Annotated in this window: 11 protein-coding genes and 1 pseudogene; 7 read left to right on the top strand and 5 right to left on the bottom strand. The window is 49.2% G+C overall.

The window, feature by feature from the left end:
* Positions 1-103: 103 nt before the first annotated feature.
* Positions 104-850 carry a YebC/PmpR family DNA-binding transcriptional regulator gene (locus tag KBW69_RS03280; RefSeq protein ID WP_257279901.1) on the top strand — a complete coding sequence of 249 codons (747 nt, stop codon included), beginning with the start codon at positions 104-106 and terminating at the stop codon, positions 848-850.
* 138 nt (positions 851-988) lie between these two features.
* On the opposite strand, the gene KBW69_RS03275 is transcribed toward KBW69_RS03280, so the two are convergent.
* Complete coding sequence (locus KBW69_RS03275; RefSeq protein ID WP_257279900.1) at positions 989-1,273, bottom strand: hypothetical protein; 285 nt, start codon at positions 1,271-1,273, stop codon at positions 989-991.
* Positions 1,274-1,497: 224 nt separating this feature from the next.
* On the opposite strand from KBW69_RS03275, the gene ruvC reads away from it, so the two are divergent.
* Complete coding sequence (gene ruvC / locus KBW69_RS03270) at positions 1,498-2,025, top strand: crossover junction endodeoxyribonuclease RuvC (protein WP_257279899.1); 528 nt, start codon at positions 1,498-1,500, stop codon at positions 2,023-2,025.
* Here ruvC and KBW69_RS03265 read toward each other — a convergent pair.
* Positions 2,022-2,567 (bottom strand): carboxymuconolactone decarboxylase family protein, encoded by a 546-nt coding sequence (locus tag KBW69_RS03265; protein ID WP_257279898.1) that lies wholly within the window; start codon positions 2,565-2,567, stop codon positions 2,022-2,024. The two genes, ruvC and KBW69_RS03265, sit on opposite strands and share 4 nt — an antisense overlap.
* 136 nt (positions 2,568-2,703) lie before the next feature.
* On the opposite strand from KBW69_RS03265, the gene ruvA reads away from it, so the two are divergent.
* A complete protein-coding gene (ruvA, locus tag KBW69_RS03260; RefSeq protein ID WP_257279897.1) occupies positions 2,704-3,315 on the top strand; it encodes a Holliday junction branch migration protein RuvA in 612 nt (203 codons plus the stop codon).
* A 39-nt stretch (positions 3,316-3,354) separates the two neighbouring features.
* On the opposite strand, the gene rarD is transcribed toward ruvA, so the two are convergent.
* Positions 3,355-4,254 carry an EamA family transporter RarD gene (gene rarD, locus KBW69_RS03255; protein WP_257279896.1) on the bottom strand — a complete coding sequence of 300 codons (900 nt, stop codon included), beginning with the start codon at positions 4,252-4,254 and terminating at the stop codon, positions 3,355-3,357.
* A 206-nt stretch (positions 4,255-4,460) separates the two neighbouring features.
* On the opposite strand from rarD, the gene ruvB reads away from it, so the two are divergent.
* Positions 4,461-5,471, top strand: a complete 1,011-nt coding sequence (ruvB, locus tag KBW69_RS03250) for a Holliday junction branch migration DNA helicase RuvB (protein ID WP_257279895.1) — start codon at positions 4,461-4,463, stop codon at positions 5,469-5,471.
* A gap of 44 nt (positions 5,472-5,515) precedes the next feature.
* Positions 5,516-5,647 carry a zinc ribbon domain-containing protein gene (locus KBW69_RS23625; protein WP_368736463.1) on the top strand — a complete coding sequence of 44 codons (132 nt, stop codon included), beginning with the start codon at positions 5,516-5,518 and terminating at the stop codon, positions 5,645-5,647.
* A 115-nt stretch (positions 5,648-5,762) separates the two neighbouring features.
* Here the strand turns inward: KBW69_RS23625 and KBW69_RS03245 are convergent, their stop codons facing one another.
* Positions 5,763-6,182 (bottom strand): RING finger protein, encoded by a 420-nt coding sequence (locus KBW69_RS03245; protein ID WP_257279894.1) that lies wholly within the window; start codon positions 6,180-6,182, stop codon positions 5,763-5,765.
* Between the two features lie 217 nt (positions 6,183-6,399).
* On the opposite strand from KBW69_RS03245, the gene KBW69_RS03240 reads away from it, so the two are divergent.
* Complete coding sequence (locus KBW69_RS03240) at positions 6,400-14,358, top strand: AAA family ATPase (RefSeq protein ID WP_257279893.1); 7,959 nt, start codon at positions 6,400-6,402, stop codon at positions 14,356-14,358.
* A gap of 99 nt (positions 14,359-14,457) precedes the next feature.
* On the opposite strand, the pseudogene KBW69_RS03235 reads toward KBW69_RS03240, so the two are convergent.
* A pseudogene (locus KBW69_RS03235) lies at positions 14,458-14,631 on the bottom strand (transposase); the annotation flags it as partial.
* 46 nt (positions 14,632-14,677) lie between these two features.
* Between KBW69_RS03235 and KBW69_RS23620 the strand changes: the two are divergent.
* Positions 14,678-14,866: a helix-turn-helix domain-containing protein gene (locus KBW69_RS23620; RefSeq protein ID WP_373690666.1), complete on the top strand. Its 189-nt coding sequence runs from the start codon at positions 14,678-14,680 to the stop codon at positions 14,864-14,866.
* Positions 14,867-14,991: the final 125 nt, after the last annotated feature.

The following is a 14,991-nucleotide window of genomic DNA, read 5'->3' as shown; positions in this document are numbered from 1 at the left end:
CACACAAAGCGTCTGCGACACATAAAGCGTCTGCGACCATTTCATAAATTGTTTAAGGCCGGTTTTTACCGGCCTGTTCAAGAAAAGATAAAGGGTATTTTCTATGGCAGGTCATAGTAAATGGGCCAATATCAAGCACCGTAAGGCGGCACAGGACGCCAAGCGTGGCAAAATCTTCACCAAGATCATTCGTGAGCTGGTGGTAGCAGCCAAGCAGGGCGGTGGTAATATCGAGGACAACCCCAAGCTGCGTCAGGTGGTTGACAAGGCTCTGGGGGCCAATATGACCCGTGACACCATCAACCGGGCCATTGCTCGTGGTGCCGGTGGTGATGACGATTCCAATATGGAAGAAGTCATCTACGAAGGTTACGGTGCTGGCGGTATCGCAGTTCTGGTGGAATGCCTGACAGACAACCGTAATCGTACCGTTGCAGAAGTACGTCACGCATTCTCCAAGCACGGTGGCAATCTTGGCACTGACGGGTCTGTTGCTTATCTGTTTGAGCGCAAGGGGCAGATCTTTTTCGAACCGGGCCTGGATGAAGACACTGTCATGGAAGCCGCTCTTGAAGCTGGCGCTGAAGACGTTGTGACTAACGACGATGGTTCCATTGAAGTAGTCACTGATTGGACTGAGTTCATGGCAGTAAAAGAAGCCATAGAGGTTGCAGGTCTGACGCCAGCAGGTGGCGAAGTAGCGATGATCGCTTCCACCCAGACGGAACTGGACAAAGACGGTGCAGAAAAAATCATGAAGCTGGTGGATCGTCTGGAAGATCTGGACGACGTGCAAAACGTTTACACCAATGCTGATATTCCTGCTGAAGTGATGGAGCAGCTGGGTTAAGTTATCCCTTCCTTGTGAATAGCCTCGACAGCGAAAGTATCGGGGCTTTTTTTGCTTTTACTTTTCTTGCTCTTATAAAAAATTGTCGGGCTCCCGCTTCTATATAAAAATTTTGCTGTTGCGGTGTTGCGAGTGAGGTCAAATACCGTGCAACTTGATCACAATGGTTTCATGCTTTAGTTCTGGAAATACCTGCCCGGCAGACACATGAGTGAATGCCCAGACGTTGAACCCTATCAGTAGCATAAACAATACGACAATGATGCCAGTGATAATCAATAATGTTTTTAGTAGATCGGGCATTGATTGTTTCCGGATCTTCTTGTGGAGTAAAACCGTCTTGAGCAAGGGCAATGATCCTGCCAGGGTTTCACGATGAGAGCATTGCCAGAGAAATACTAAGCTGCTTCTATCGTTACTCACAGGCAAGTTTGGTAATTCAGTGTTCTTGAATTGTAAGTTTCTGATACCCAGTGGGATCACTGGTATATTGTATGAATGTACAGTATCCTTTTGACGTAATCATGATGACAGAATTCCTGTCTGTCAGATGTTTTTGGCAGGAGCTGCCGAAGTCAGTGACTCTTGGGATATATCAAACAGCTGTCATGGAAAATCGCGATATCCGACTTGAGAATACATTCTGAATGGCCATCCTAATGGGGATAGATCCGGGATCAAGAATTACCGGCTATGGATTAATTGAAGAAGTAGGTAATAAAACACATTATGTGGCTTCCGGGTGTATTCGCATCCGGGAAGCGCCTTTGCCTGAGCGATTGCAGCAGATCTATGAAGGTATCAGTACTCTGATTGAACGTTACACCCCACAGTCAGTGGGTGTCGAACAGGTGTTCATGTCCAGGAATGCCGATTCGGCACTGAAGCTGGGGCAGGCCAGGGCGGCGGCTATTGTGGCTGTGGTCAATCATAATCTTGAGGTGTCGGAGTATTCTGCCCGGCAGGTCAAGCAGGCGGTGGTTGGCAAAGGTTCTGCGGATAAGTACCAGGTAAAGCACATGGTGAAGTCTATCCTTGACTTGAATGATACTCCTCAGGCTGATGCCGCAGACGCCCTGGCAGTTGCTCTTTGTCATGCTCATACCCGCTCCAGTCTGGTCAGAATGGCAGGTGCTACAGGTACCCGACGTCGTCGTCTCACGGGGCAGGCTTAGTTTGGGTGGACGCAAAGGTGAAAGGAAGCGATGCAAAACACCAGGTCTACAATCTGTTGCGGCGTATAGATTTTCTTCAATGCTTTCCAGTTTTCTATACCTATGATCTGTTCTTTGTAGAGTTCTTCAGTGGTTTTCAGTAACAGGCGCTGGCGGTTGTCCCAGCCCGGTGCCAGGAGACCGCGAGCAACCATTTGTACATCACTGGCTTTCAGACCGGTGTCCAGAGCACATTGAGCAATGTCCGGGATCAGGTGTCTGGTATTACAGAGGTAGGCACTTCGAAGAGCAACCAGAGCCCGATCTCTCATAGGAAGGCTGGTATAGCCCTGTATATAGCCGGTGAAACTGCGAACAGGCTTATCGAGCTTAGGTGAATTTGCTATTCGCTCCGGAGGGGCCTCCACCAACAGAGATTTCTGTGACTGGATGAAAGGGATAGGAATAGCCCCGCCGGTCACAGCGGGATGGTATTCACTGGCCAGACCAGCCTTAGGAAGGATTTGCCAGAGTACTCCCAAAAATGTGCGAAGTCTCCTCATGAGGCCGCTCCTTCAGGCTGTTGGATTGATGTCTCTCAGTGATTAGAGAAGAGCAATCCTCAGGAGTTCATGGTTCTCAGCGTATTGTTAGGTGTTCTGACTACATGGTCAGAAAATAAAAAATTTGGGAAACGACATGATTGGAAGAATTCGGGGTCTTCTGGCTGACAAACAGCCTCCTCATTTGCTGATCGAAGCCTATGGTATCGGGTATGAACTGGAAGCTCCGATGTCGGTTTTTTATAAATTGCCGGAAGTGGGTCAAGAAGTCGTTTTGTACACCCACTTTGTCGTGCGTGAAGATGCTCAGCTTCTCTACGGCTTCAGCAGTCGTGATGAACGGGAATTGTTCAGAACCCTGATTAAGGTCAATGGAGTAGGTCCCAAGCTTGGACTGACCCTTTTGTCAGGTATTGAAGCTGATGCATTGGTACGCTGTGTAAAGGAGGGAGACAGTGCCACACTGGTCAAGCTGCCGGGTGTGGGTAAGAAAACAGCCGAGCGGCTGATTATTGAAATGAAAGATAAGCTGGATCGTTGGCAGTCAGCGCCCCTGTTGGAAGAAAAGCCTTTGATTGTTGGTGGGGAAATGGCTGCCGCAGCACAAGATATTGAACAGGAAGCCGTCAGTGCATTGGTGGCTCTGGGTTACAAGCCTCAGGAAGCCAGCAAAATCATTGGCAGATTGTTCAAGGACGGTATGACCAGTGAAGAGCTGATTCGTCAGGCTCTGAAAAGTATGATCTGATGCTTCCTCACATTATCTGGAAGGAGAGACACGGGAGTCTCACCTGTTTGTCTGGTTGACAGTTTTCCGGATGAGCTTGCTGACCGAGTCAACGCAAATGATTGCAGCAGCCAGCCAGATAAAGCTATAGCTTAACCACTGCTGTGCGTTGAAGCCTTCTCCCAGGACAGTCACAGCTACGACGAAGATCAAAGCAGGCTCCAGGTAGCACAACAGACCAAACGAGCTGACAGACAAGTGTCTTGAGGCGTTGATGTAACAGATCAGTGACAGGCTGCAGAGCAGTCCCAGACCTGGCAGCAGATACCACAGAGTGGCGGACTGGGTCAGGTGTTGCATAAAGCTGTGATCGCTCATCAGTATGAAAATACTGGCTGGAAGGAACAGCAGGTGCTCAAACAGCAGAGCGGGCAGGGTGTCGACCTTTAATGGCTTGCGAATGATGAAATATACCGGATAAAGACCGGCCACTGCCAGGCTGACCCAGGGTAAAGAGCCCTGTTGCCAAATCATGGCAAGCACACCCAGTGAGGCGAACCCCATGGCAAAGTATTGAGTCTTGTTGAGTCGCTCGCCAAATACCAGTTTGCCGGTTAATGCCAGAGTCAGTGGCAGCAAGAAATAACCAAGGGACAGATCTCGGGTTTTGTCATTCACAGGGCCCCAAACAAACAGCCACCACTGAAAGCCTACTATTAATCCGCCAAGAGATAGCATCAGGACAGTTTTACGGCAAAGAAAAATAGCCCTGAAGCCCTGCAGCCGATCCATATGATTACAGACCACTGTCAGACAGGCGGCACTGAAAACAATCCGGCTCCAGAACAGGGTATTTCCGGACAGTTCAATAAATTGTACATAGACGGGCACAAGCCCGAACATCATGGAGGCCAGAACCGAGTTAGTCAGGCCTTTTCCTGAAACAAAATGTGTATTCATCCTGAGTACTTCCTTTAATCAGAATTGAAAAACAGGGTGCTTGGGAGTCCATTGACCTTTAGCTGAAAAGGCATCGCACCCACCGGTATCTCAATGCCACGGCTGCAGCTTGGACGATTAAAAATAGCGTTTTGTTCCCAATGCTGCATTATTTTTTTAACAGACCGGAGATGGTACGCTGAGAGTACTGGTAAATGAGTTAGAAAATGATTGAAGCAGATCGATTGATATCCTCCTCGGAAAGCCCTTTGGAAGAGGTGATGGATCGGGCTATTCGCCCGGTAAAACTGGCTGATTATGTAGGGCAGCCAAAAGTCAGGGAGCAGATGGAGATTTTTATCCAGGCTGCAAGGCTTCGTAATGACGCCCTTGATCATACCCTCATATTTGGTCCTCCGGGGCTGGGTAAAACCACGCTTTCCCACATACTGGCCAATGAGATGGGTAGCAACATTCGAACTACATCTGGCCCGGTGCTGGAAAAAGCAGGTGATCTGGCGGCACTGCTGACCAATCTTGAGCCCAATGACATTCTGTTTATTGATGAGATTCACCGCCTCAGTCCGGTGGTGGAAGAAGTGCTGTATCCGGCGATGGAAGATTATCAGCTGGACATCATGATTGGTGAAGGCCCGGCGGCACGTTCTATTAAGTTGGATCTGCCTCCCTTTACCTTAATTGGAGCCACCACCAGGGCGGGCCTGCTGACATCACCACTCCGGGATCGTTTTGGTATTGTACAGAGGTTGGAGTTTTACAATATTGAGGATCTGACTCATATCGTGGAACGTTCTGCCGGAATTCTGGGGGTGGGTATTGATAAGGAAGGTGCGCAAGAGATAGCCCGGCGCTCCAGGGGAACGCCCAGAATCGCCAATCGATTACTAAGACGGGTGCGGGATTTTGCTGAAGTTAAGGGCAATGGTGTGATCCACAAGGAGACAGCCGATGCAGCACTGAATATGCTGGATGTCGATGCCAGCGGTTTTGATCATATGGACAGACGACTGCTGTTGGCCATGATCGAAAAGTTTGATGGTGGACCGGTCGGGGTAGACAGTCTGGCGGCAGCCATCAGTGAAGAGCGAGATACCATCGAAGATGTACTGGAGCCTTATCTTATTCAACAAGGCTATATGATGAGAACGCCCAGAGGGCGTATGGTCACCAGGCACGCATACCTGCATTTTGGGCTTGATGACCAGGCAGAAGAATAAGTCCTGTTGCTTGAATTGTGGATGACTCTTTGCTGTAAACCTATATTGCCTGTGGTCATGTCCATAAAGACAACCGCAAGTCACAGTCTGGCTTCACATGTGTTGCTTGTGGTCATGCGGGGAATAATGACACTCATGCTGCCAGGAATATCTTAGCTCAGGACGTGGCGTGTTAGCCTCTGGAGCGGGTTCATTGGAACCTGTGACGAAACAGGAACCAGTGCGAAATTGTGGGAAAGTGGCGCCTTGGGCCGGGCGCCCCCATAGGAATACTCCATTGATTTCTTTTGATCAGGGGTAGTCAACCCTGACTGAGTGATCCACTAAATTAATATCCCTCCCCACGTATCCAGAGAAGGCTATCTGCGAACCCAACCGGGCTGGGGTGTCCGCAGAACGTGCGACGCCGACCCGATCGTCGAAACGAGGGAAAAATGAAAATCTCAAGGGCATGGCAGGCAATGGCTGTACTTCCCTATCCATCAGACTGGTTCTGCATACAGGACAGGTTGTATTTTCCGATAACCATCGAGTCAGGCAGTCTTTGTGAAACATATGTTTGCATTGTTCGGCAACCTTGACTTCTCTTTTGTCGAAAGCATCGAAACAAATAGGGCACTCGTCAGTCGCTTTTTGATATGGTGATGACTGATTAGATGACTGATTAGATGACTGATTATTTGGGCTGTTGGGTGGTGTGATTCCGTTCATATCTCTTCTCCTGTCTATCGTTAATTTTCAAATAGCTTATTATTTTAGATCATTGTCTATCCATTTGGTTCCCTGTGCTGTTCATGAATATTCAGTGAAGCCATTGCATTTGTGATGGCCACGAGTATTTATCCAAATGAAACTTTCATCCTGTCTGAAGGTCATAGAGTTAAACAATTTTGATGCAGTCTTTCAGATTACAGGAGTGAGATGGATTATGGATGGTCAGATTGATGGGGCAATAAACAAACGTGTTCCTGCCAGTGAGGTGCCTCACAGCAGCCTGCCAGACAGGACGTCAAAGCAGGAGTTATCGTCAAAAGAGCGGGTCGAAATCTGCAATGAGGTCACTCCCGAACTCAGTAGATCGTCACCTTCGATGACACTGCCTTACAAAGCGAGAACCGTATCCTCAACTGGCTCCTCGCTTCGCAAAACCCCTTATTCCTTTGATTTTCGTTTTGTCGCCAGTGATGATGAGATTCGACAGCTTTTAATGGCCCGGAGCGGCGATGAACATCGTGATGTCACTCTTATCTCCCACCCCGATGACCTCTCAAAGGGTAATCTGGTCAGCCGACTGAGCATTTCTGACGATGGCCACCAGATTTTGCGCTCAGGCAAGCTGTTTGAAAATTCACAGCCACTCACCCTGGTGATGGATATCCGAAAGCTCACCAGCGACGATCTGCCAAAATTTAATGATCTACTGGACCCGGATAACCCCTGTCTATACGACAAAATCAGCAGGACGAAACGCTCTCTGGGTGAGCATGTTGATCTGCTTGTGGTGGCAGACCCTGCACAGTTGGCATCGGTTGGCCAGCGGGATGATGCGCCAGGCGCTGATTTCTGGCGGCGAATTAATCGACCTGAAAACACCTGGCAGTTCGATCCACAAAACGACAATGACTCAACGATGGAGATCGAGGGGGTTCCTCCGGTATTAACTGAACTCCGCAGTGCCGAAAGTGTTACAGGAAGCGTTACAGGAAGTGCTATCGAAAGTGCTATGGACGATGACAATACCGTTGTTATTGACTGCCATTCGCACACTAGCTGGCGACGGTTACTTCTGGGCGGCCCCGGAGTGGATAAACAGGGACGAATTCAGCACATCCCCGGCAAACTTGAGTCGTTGAGAGCCGGACAACGAGTGATTCTGAAAGGAGCCAACTGGCAAGACCTGGCCTTTGAGCAGGCGATTCGACAGATGTTGGCGCAAAAGAGCTTTGAGAGCAATGGGTTGCTCTGTCAGTTACCCGACGATGTCCAGTTTTATCAGATGCCGGTAGGGAATGGCGAGCTTCATTCACTGTTCCAGAGCATTTCCCACTCGGGTGAGAAAGAACTTGAGAAAAAACTGGATAATGGACCTTCCCTCAATGCATCAGGGAACCCGATCATCGTTAACCAGAGTAACATCGCGGAGTGGCTGAGCCCAATTGCCATTGCTAGAGAAGGTTATGCAGTTCCTAACACGTGTCTGTTGGAGCAGGTTAGGGCGGGGGGGGTTGTCACCGTCACTTCTCCACTTACTGAGGCATGCTGGTTTCGTTTACTGGGTTCACTGCAAACAATTCGTGAGACCACAGATTTGCAGCCGCGACTGGAGGTTGCTCATTCAAAACAGCAACCTAAATCCCTGGGGCTGGCAGAAAATGATAAACGACTATTGACTAATACAAGTGATCACGTCGGCTTTAATACCGTCACGTATCGGCATCAAGCTCAGGCCAGTCAGTGGATCAATCACGACCAGCAAGCAACTTTGGCCATTCAGGTCAACGAACAGACCAGTCTCAGTCAGCTGTTTGATAATATCCATATCAGCTCAGAACAAAAGGCGCATTTTGGACGACGTCAGAGTAAGTTGCAGGAGGCATTAACCTCCGGCAGGCCGGTTGTGTTCCGGGGGTTGGAAAGTAGCTCAACCCTTCAGCAGCTTCTGGAACCTCTGATTATTGGGCAACCTCTGTTGGTTAATGGACAATTACAGGCATACCCAAAAGCCCGGGTCACAGTGCTCTGGCCTGAGTCTGCAAAAAGCTCATCTTCTGTATTCAGTTCAATGATCGCCACGGGCAAATCCTGTCCTGAGGTTGACATCTGGGATATCAATAAGGTGAGGCATGATATCCCCCGGGCTGACCTGCCAGAACAAGCACTTAAAAAACTTTACGAAGCCTTCAAAAGCGTACCCGGCGAACTTTGTAACCCTCTGCCAGAACTGACCGAAGGGTTGCTGAATAACCTGATACTGGCTGCCCGGCGGGCACAGCAAGTTGACCAGTCCTCTCAGCTCCTGCCCCGTCACTGGCGCAAGGCCATCAATAGCGTCATCACCCATGGCACCCGGCAGAATCCGTCCGTAAGGGATTTTATGAAAGTAGCCTGTTGGTGGTTACTGCCGGATGCTCACAAGAAACCGAATGAGGATCAAACCACCTCGGTAGACCCGGATCGGTTAACTGCCATCATCAACACTACTCCACGGTTCGATAGAGAGTTTGTGAAGCAGAACCTATGGCCACTGGCCAGAGTATTTGACCCGTCCGTCTTAAAGGACACTGAACTACAACTGTCCTATGAAAATCCATTTCCACCATGGCGGAATGAAAAAGAAGCTCTCGACCAACTCTGTAACATGATCGTTGCCCATGCACCTGAACAACAACGAAATGCTATGGCGTTTCAGTTGGAAGTCGATCCGGCAGCAGCGAAACCATATCAATCGTTAACTATCAGGCCAGAAATACAGATTAAACGTTTGCAAGATGCACTGGCTTCCGGCTGGCAGTCAGCTTTGCCCCCGGGGCAGACCCGATCCGACGCCATTCAATCTCTGGCCACCGATTGTTTTCACATTGCCCGGGGAGAATATGCATCGGAGAATTCTGACGCAGAACGTATTGAACGCATAGAAAATCGACTGTCTGAATCACTGGTATGGCAAGGTTCCGCTGATCAGCCCCTGTCAGCACTGGCTCAGGATCTTTATCACGGTTCGCTGAATCAGAAGGATCGTGAAAGTCGTCGTTTATCCCGACTCCATGACCGGCTTGCGGACTCTCCCGTGCTATTCCTGCAGGGGGAAACCGGCACCGGCAAAAGTTACTTTTCTGCCAGAATGGCAAGGGCTTCAGGACAGGTTTCGGTGATGTCCCTTGGACCATCGGACAGCGAACAGACTCTGATGAAACGCTGGCAGTGGCAAGAGCACGCCGATGGCGACCGCTCCATGGAGCAACAAAATCTGGCACTGATGGCATGGGCCAGCACCCAGTCCGACAAAAGCGGAGACTACATAACACTGGTTCTGGATGAAGCTAACCTGGCCAGAGTCGGCTTGCTGGCGTCATTGAACGGCTTATGGGAACCGCAGCCCTGCATCTATGTCAATGGCCATCCTGTCCGGGTTAGCTCAAAACACCGGGTGATTCTTACCGGTAACCCGGATCATTACGCCGGACGCCAGCTCGACCCGGCCCTGAAAGAGAAGATGACAAAGGCTTACTACCCACGCCTGGACCGGGCTTTCCTGCGCGACAGGGTAGTGGAACCGGCTCTGGTCAGGCATTTACAGCGGCATTTTCCAGACCGCCAAATAGACACCCACACCCTTACACAAAGGACCGCCGAAAGTGTTATGACGCTCTGGCAGTATTATCAGGAACTCTTGCCAGATCATGAGTTTACGCCCAGGGATTTAACGGATATCTGCAGTTGGGTGGGTTGGTATCTGGATCGTGCGCTACCCGTAAACGACAGTGTTACCTATCAGCAAATGAACGGTTTGATCCAGCAAAGTTTTCGGGATGTACTGGGTCCCGAAGTCAGTGAGAGTTATCAGGATGCCCTGACAGCACTGGAAATCTGGTTTGCTGCCCGTTACGAACCGGACAACACCCTGAGCAATAAGGTTCATAACCAAACCACCCTGCACCCTCTACAGCAGGCTTTCAAAAAATTCACCGAACAAACCCGACCTGATTTTGATACCTCCGGATCGGCAGTCAACGAACTGGTGCAACGGCTGGGACAGGATTTAAACCGCTGTCAGCAGGCTTATCACCTCAACATAAAACACGACGGTCGTCAGGCGACGCTGATTGAAGGCCCCGCCGGACGGGGTAAAGATGCCACTCTGAACCTGGTGATTGAAAGTGTCAAACGGCAGGCTGAGCAACAGGGTGAATACATGCCCAAGGTCTTTTCCCTGAATGCCTGTGATTGTTCCTGGGACAGAGTGTGTAAAGCAATCCAGACGGCAAAAGTCCATGGCGGCATCGTGGTTATTTCAGAAATGAATCTGATCGACAGCCAGCATCTGGAAGGTGAGTTAAACGATATTCTGGCCGGTGACGCCCATCCCGGATTCCACCTGTTTGCCACCATCAATCCACCGGAGTACAGCGGACGAAAACCCTTATCACCGGCACTGAAAGGGCGCTTCCGGCATTTGCCCATCCGGCAGTACAGCCAGGAAGAATTGCAGACAATTGCCGGGAAAGTGTTGCCACAGACCCCGGAGGGAAAAATCATCGCTGAACAACTGGCTAATAAACATTGTCGTCTAAGGGCTTATTTGCAACGGAAAAAACTACCATTGCAACCCACCAGCCTGGATTTACAGAATGTGGCCAGGGCCGTTATCCAAAGGGGCGTTTTTACCGAAGACGGACTTCATCGATGCCTCAATCAGCACTACCGGCTTTATCTGATGGCTGCGGAGATATCATTGGAGAAACTACCAGAACCAACGGCTCTTGCCATGGATAACAGCGCTCTCGATTATCGACTTTGCCATTGGTTCAACCAAATGGTATCGGACACTGATCGTCCGTGGGTAGTAGGACGCAGTGATCTCAACAGTATTGATGAGAAGCACCATGAAATTCGTATTAAGACTCGTCTGAGTAAAGAAGAAGCCAGAACGGAAATCATCAGGATGGTAGCTCAGGCCAGATGGCAGGCAACCGGTCTTCCCCAGAAGCCTGATGAGTCGGACGATATTCTCACCCAGACACTCTACCAACACTGCCAGCACCGTTGGTTTGATCATGAGTTTGGCCAGACGGGCGTGGACGTTAATCGGATATTTCCCCTGACGGAAGAACAGAAACAAACACTGAAAATGTCAGCTAACCAGCCTTATCTTCAGGAGGCTGATCGGCGGATAAGTGCATGGAACTCTCATGGCGTTCAATGGAGTCCTGAGCTTTGGCATCAGATGAGTGATCTGCTGAACCATCTGGTTGACGATTTTGTTAACGAAGCGTCAGCTGTTGGCAGTGATAACGCTCCTGAACCGTTGACTGTTGTCGATGCTAAAGCTCACGAACAATACGTGCCACAACCTACTGACAAAGCGTTGACTGCTGCCGATACTAAAGCTCACGAACAATACGTGCCACAACATACTGACAAAGCGTTGACTGCTGCCGATGTTAAAGCTCCTGAAAAATACATTCCGGAGGCCTGCGGGATACAGGCTCCAGCACTGGACCAAATGACGGACTATGAGGCTCATGGCAAGTCGAAAGTTTACGATTATAAAATTTTTGATATGCAGAACCATTCTTCCGGGATATATCGGAAGCGGGTACGTGATGTTCATGTTACTGCAGAGGGCGAGGTCAAACAGATCGATATTAATGATCGACACATGCAGGGAGTCGAAGTCCTCATACCTGCCCTGTTACCAGGTGAGAACCAGGAAGTGACATTAACCGAAAATCAAACGCTGGGAACCCTTAACGATACATCGTTCAATGGTCGATATTCATTGCCCAGCCTGACGCCCGACGACTATATCGTGGGTCTGCGTATAAAACCCGATTTGCCATTTACCCTGGTCAGGGACCGATATAGCGGACTTCACACACTGTGTTTTCATGAGATCAAACCTCTCTATATTGAACAACTTACTTATGTCGTGGAACACAGAAAACCGGGCAAAAAAACACCCGCTCCCGCTAAAGGAGCCAAACCAGAACCATCAACACGTTTTGACGCCCACTGCTCCGAAGGTATGAAAACAGTGCTGGAAGAAGTGCTTACGGCCATTGGCGAACAACCAATCAAGGCACAGGAGGGGTTGCGGGCGATAAAAAACGCTCAAAACGCGACGCAACGCATTGAGGCGATCGCGGACTATTGCATGGCGTTTTCCGGTGAAGCTGAACCAGAAGCCAAAGAAAATTTCTTTCGTTTCCTCGTAACACAGCAGCAAGGTAGCTGTCGTCACCGTGTGCCTGTTTTTGTTGCTTTTTGTCGTTATTTTGAGATTCCATGCAGGCAAATTGGTAACGGTGTCCACACCTTTGCAGAGTATTCTCTGGATGGAGGCCTAACCTGGAAGTCAATGCATTTGGGTGGGGCGCCAGTAGAGTCAACAGGCATCAAACCTGAATTCCAGCCCATCAGGCGGGTCAGTGGTTCTGACATTGTGCCGAAGAAAGTCAGGGATCTCCTGAAAGGGGCTGATTCAGAACAACGGAAAATTCTGGCTAAAGCCCATGGCATGAATCTTGATGAGCTGAACAAAGCCATTGAGACAGACAGTGCATTGCTGCCAACCCATCTAAATATTTCCGAAATAGTACAGAGCCTTTGGAAGGAAAAAAACCTGGCCAGTTTTTCTATGGGCGTCTCGCTATTAGAGTCGCTGGACACGAAAGTATTGGGCCCTGAGGAGAAGAGTCTGGTCTGTGATGTGATTTGCGAAGATGAGCTTATCTATTCCTATGAAGCGATGCCGGAAGCAATGAGAGAAAAATTGTTCAACGATAAATTGGGCACTAATGAGGAGGAACTGATCTGTGATGAGATTCGCGAAGTTCAGCGTACCTATACCTATAGACCGATGCAGGAAGCAATAAGAGAAATATTGTCCAACGATAATGAAGATCAGGTCATTGAACCACTCAAGTCACTTTATTCAAAAATGATTGTACAGGCCGGCGCAAACCCTCAGCACTGGTTGAGTTCAATGGTAGATATACTGAAATTCAGTGACTTAACCAGACCTTCGGTTATGCAGCTTGCCCGTGAAGCCCTGAAATCGGGTTGGCTGAATCCACCGACGACTTATGAGGACAAAATGCTGAAGGCCGCACATCATGCGCTATTAGTGGGTCTGGAAGATATCGATGAACTGAAGGCTCAAGCCGCCCATTGCCTGAAAAGCTGGTATAAGAATCTGTTGTCCAGAGAAAAAAATAGCCAGGCATGGCGGTCGGCTTATAAAAACTTCCAAAAGGAAGAAGATAATGCCTTCTTCATGACTCATTGCCACGACGGGGTTTCCCATTCCCTTGAAAGTCAGATTCTAAATGTATCTTTACAGACCGTCTGGACGGACGAACCTGAGGGCATTCCGGATATAGAACGCATGCTGGCCCATGATCCCGCGTTTGTGCAGTTAAACTCGGGCAGGCCGAACCAGCGTCCGGTGATTATCACGGGACAACCTTTCTGGCGAAGAACAGCGCTTAATGAAAAAGTCGCAGCCCTGCTCCAACGTCAAGCTGAGAACAACCCGGATTTGAAGCTTATATTGGAAAAGGTCAATAAATATGAGGAAATGAATAAAGAATTACGCAATGTTTTGAAAGCATTGAATAAACTCAAACGCGAACTCGACGACTTGCGTTTAATGAGACCTGGTGAAACTGACGACAATCAATCAACACTTCTTTATGATCAATATCAAGCTAAAGAACAAGAATATGAGAAAAAACGGCTTGATATCAAGAGCGATCTGGAGTCCCTCCGGGTGCAGCGTGAGGAGAAAAAACTTGCGAATAATTTAACAAAGAAATACAAGCTAGCGATTCAACAGGCCTTCAGTCACTACCTGTATGGTGTGACACATTCAAAAGGCGGCTGCTTATCATATTGTTGGGCCGATGCCAGTATCGCCGTCGTGGGGGCTTGGGACTCAATAAGCCATGGTGCTCATGACCCATCCTCACCAGAAGAGCTGCACGCCATGATGTCTGCAATTGATAACTCTTGCTGGCTTCAGGAAGTTGGCAAGGATGCCTGCTTACGGCAGGCGCACAACGCCAGCAACGCTTTGATACTCAAACCCGATGAGCTGACAAACATTGCCGAAGAGTTTTTGAACAGCGTGAATTTGGATTCGATTTATGAGTCATTTCATAACTGACTGCTGACTCTCTGGTCAGAACGTGACTACTACAGTAGCTACCTATAGCCGAAAGAGTGCTCCCTGCGACTTGGCAGGGAGGTGAATTTCGTCAGCCCGTCAGGGCTGATCCTGGTTCTCAATATACTCTTTGATAACTTCCAGTGGCGCACCACCACAGCTCCCTGCAAAGTAGGATCGTGACCACAAAACCGGCTTTTTGTAAGCACCGGCAATATCGCAAAACTCTTGCCTTAACCTTCTGGAGGAAACCGCTTTCAGGCTGTTTATCAGCTTCGCAATGGATGGGGTCTTTGGCGTGAACTCAACCAATAAATAAATGAAGATTCTCAAGGCCTATAAATTCAGACTGGAGACTACCCCGGAGCAGCATGAAAGACTCATGCAGCTTTGCGGGACAGCTCGTTTTGTCTGGAATAAGGCGCTTGAGATTTGTAATCAGAAGCAGGAAGCCGGGGGGAAAATCCCAACGGCCTACACTATGACCAAGTGGCTTCCGATCTGGTAGAAAGACTCGGAAACAGAGTTTCTTTCTCAGGGCAATGCCGTTACCTTGCAGCAAAAACTCTGTGACTTGGGAGCCGCATGGAAAAGGCACTTTGATGATCTCTCGAAGCTGAAGCAAGGGAAAAT

Source organism: Endozoicomonas sp. ISHI1 (genome assembly GCF_024606225.1).
GTDB lineage: Bacteria > Pseudomonadota > Gammaproteobacteria > Pseudomonadales > Endozoicomonadaceae > Endozoicomonas_A.
Note: the sequence above shows the minus strand (reverse complement) of the source record. Positions and strands in the feature narration are given on the sequence as shown.

Excerpts from the sequence above, each read along its gene's own strand:
- ruvC (WP_257279899.1), top strand. The coding sequence starts at position 1,498 with ATGGCCATCCTAATGGGGATAGATCCGGGATCAAGAATTACCGGCTAT.
- KBW69_RS03240 (WP_257279893.1), top strand. The coding sequence starts at position 6,400 with ATGGATGGTCAGATTGATGGGGCAATAAACAAACGTGTTCCTGCCAGT.
- ruvB (WP_257279895.1), top strand. The coding sequence starts at position 4,461 with ATGATTGAAGCAGATCGATTGATATCCTCCTCGGAAAGCCCTTTGGAA.
- KBW69_RS23620 (WP_373690666.1), top strand. The coding sequence starts at position 14,678 with ATGAAGATTCTCAAGGCCTATAAATTCAGACTGGAGACTACCCCGGAG.
- ruvA (WP_257279897.1), top strand. The coding sequence starts at position 2,704 with ATGATTGGAAGAATTCGGGGTCTTCTGGCTGACAAACAGCCTCCTCAT.
- KBW69_RS03265 (WP_257279898.1), bottom strand. The coding sequence starts at position 2,567 with ATGAGGAGACTTCGCACATTTTTGGGAGTACTCTGGCAAATCCTTCCT.
- rarD (WP_257279896.1), bottom strand. The coding sequence starts at position 4,254 with ATGAATACACATTTTGTTTCAGGAAAAGGCCTGACTAACTCGGTTCTG.
- KBW69_RS03245 (WP_257279894.1), bottom strand. The coding sequence starts at position 6,182 with ATGAACGGAATCACACCACCCAACAGCCCAAATAATCAGTCATCTAAT.
- KBW69_RS03280 (WP_257279901.1), top strand. The coding sequence starts at position 104 with ATGGCAGGTCATAGTAAATGGGCCAATATCAAGCACCGTAAGGCGGCA.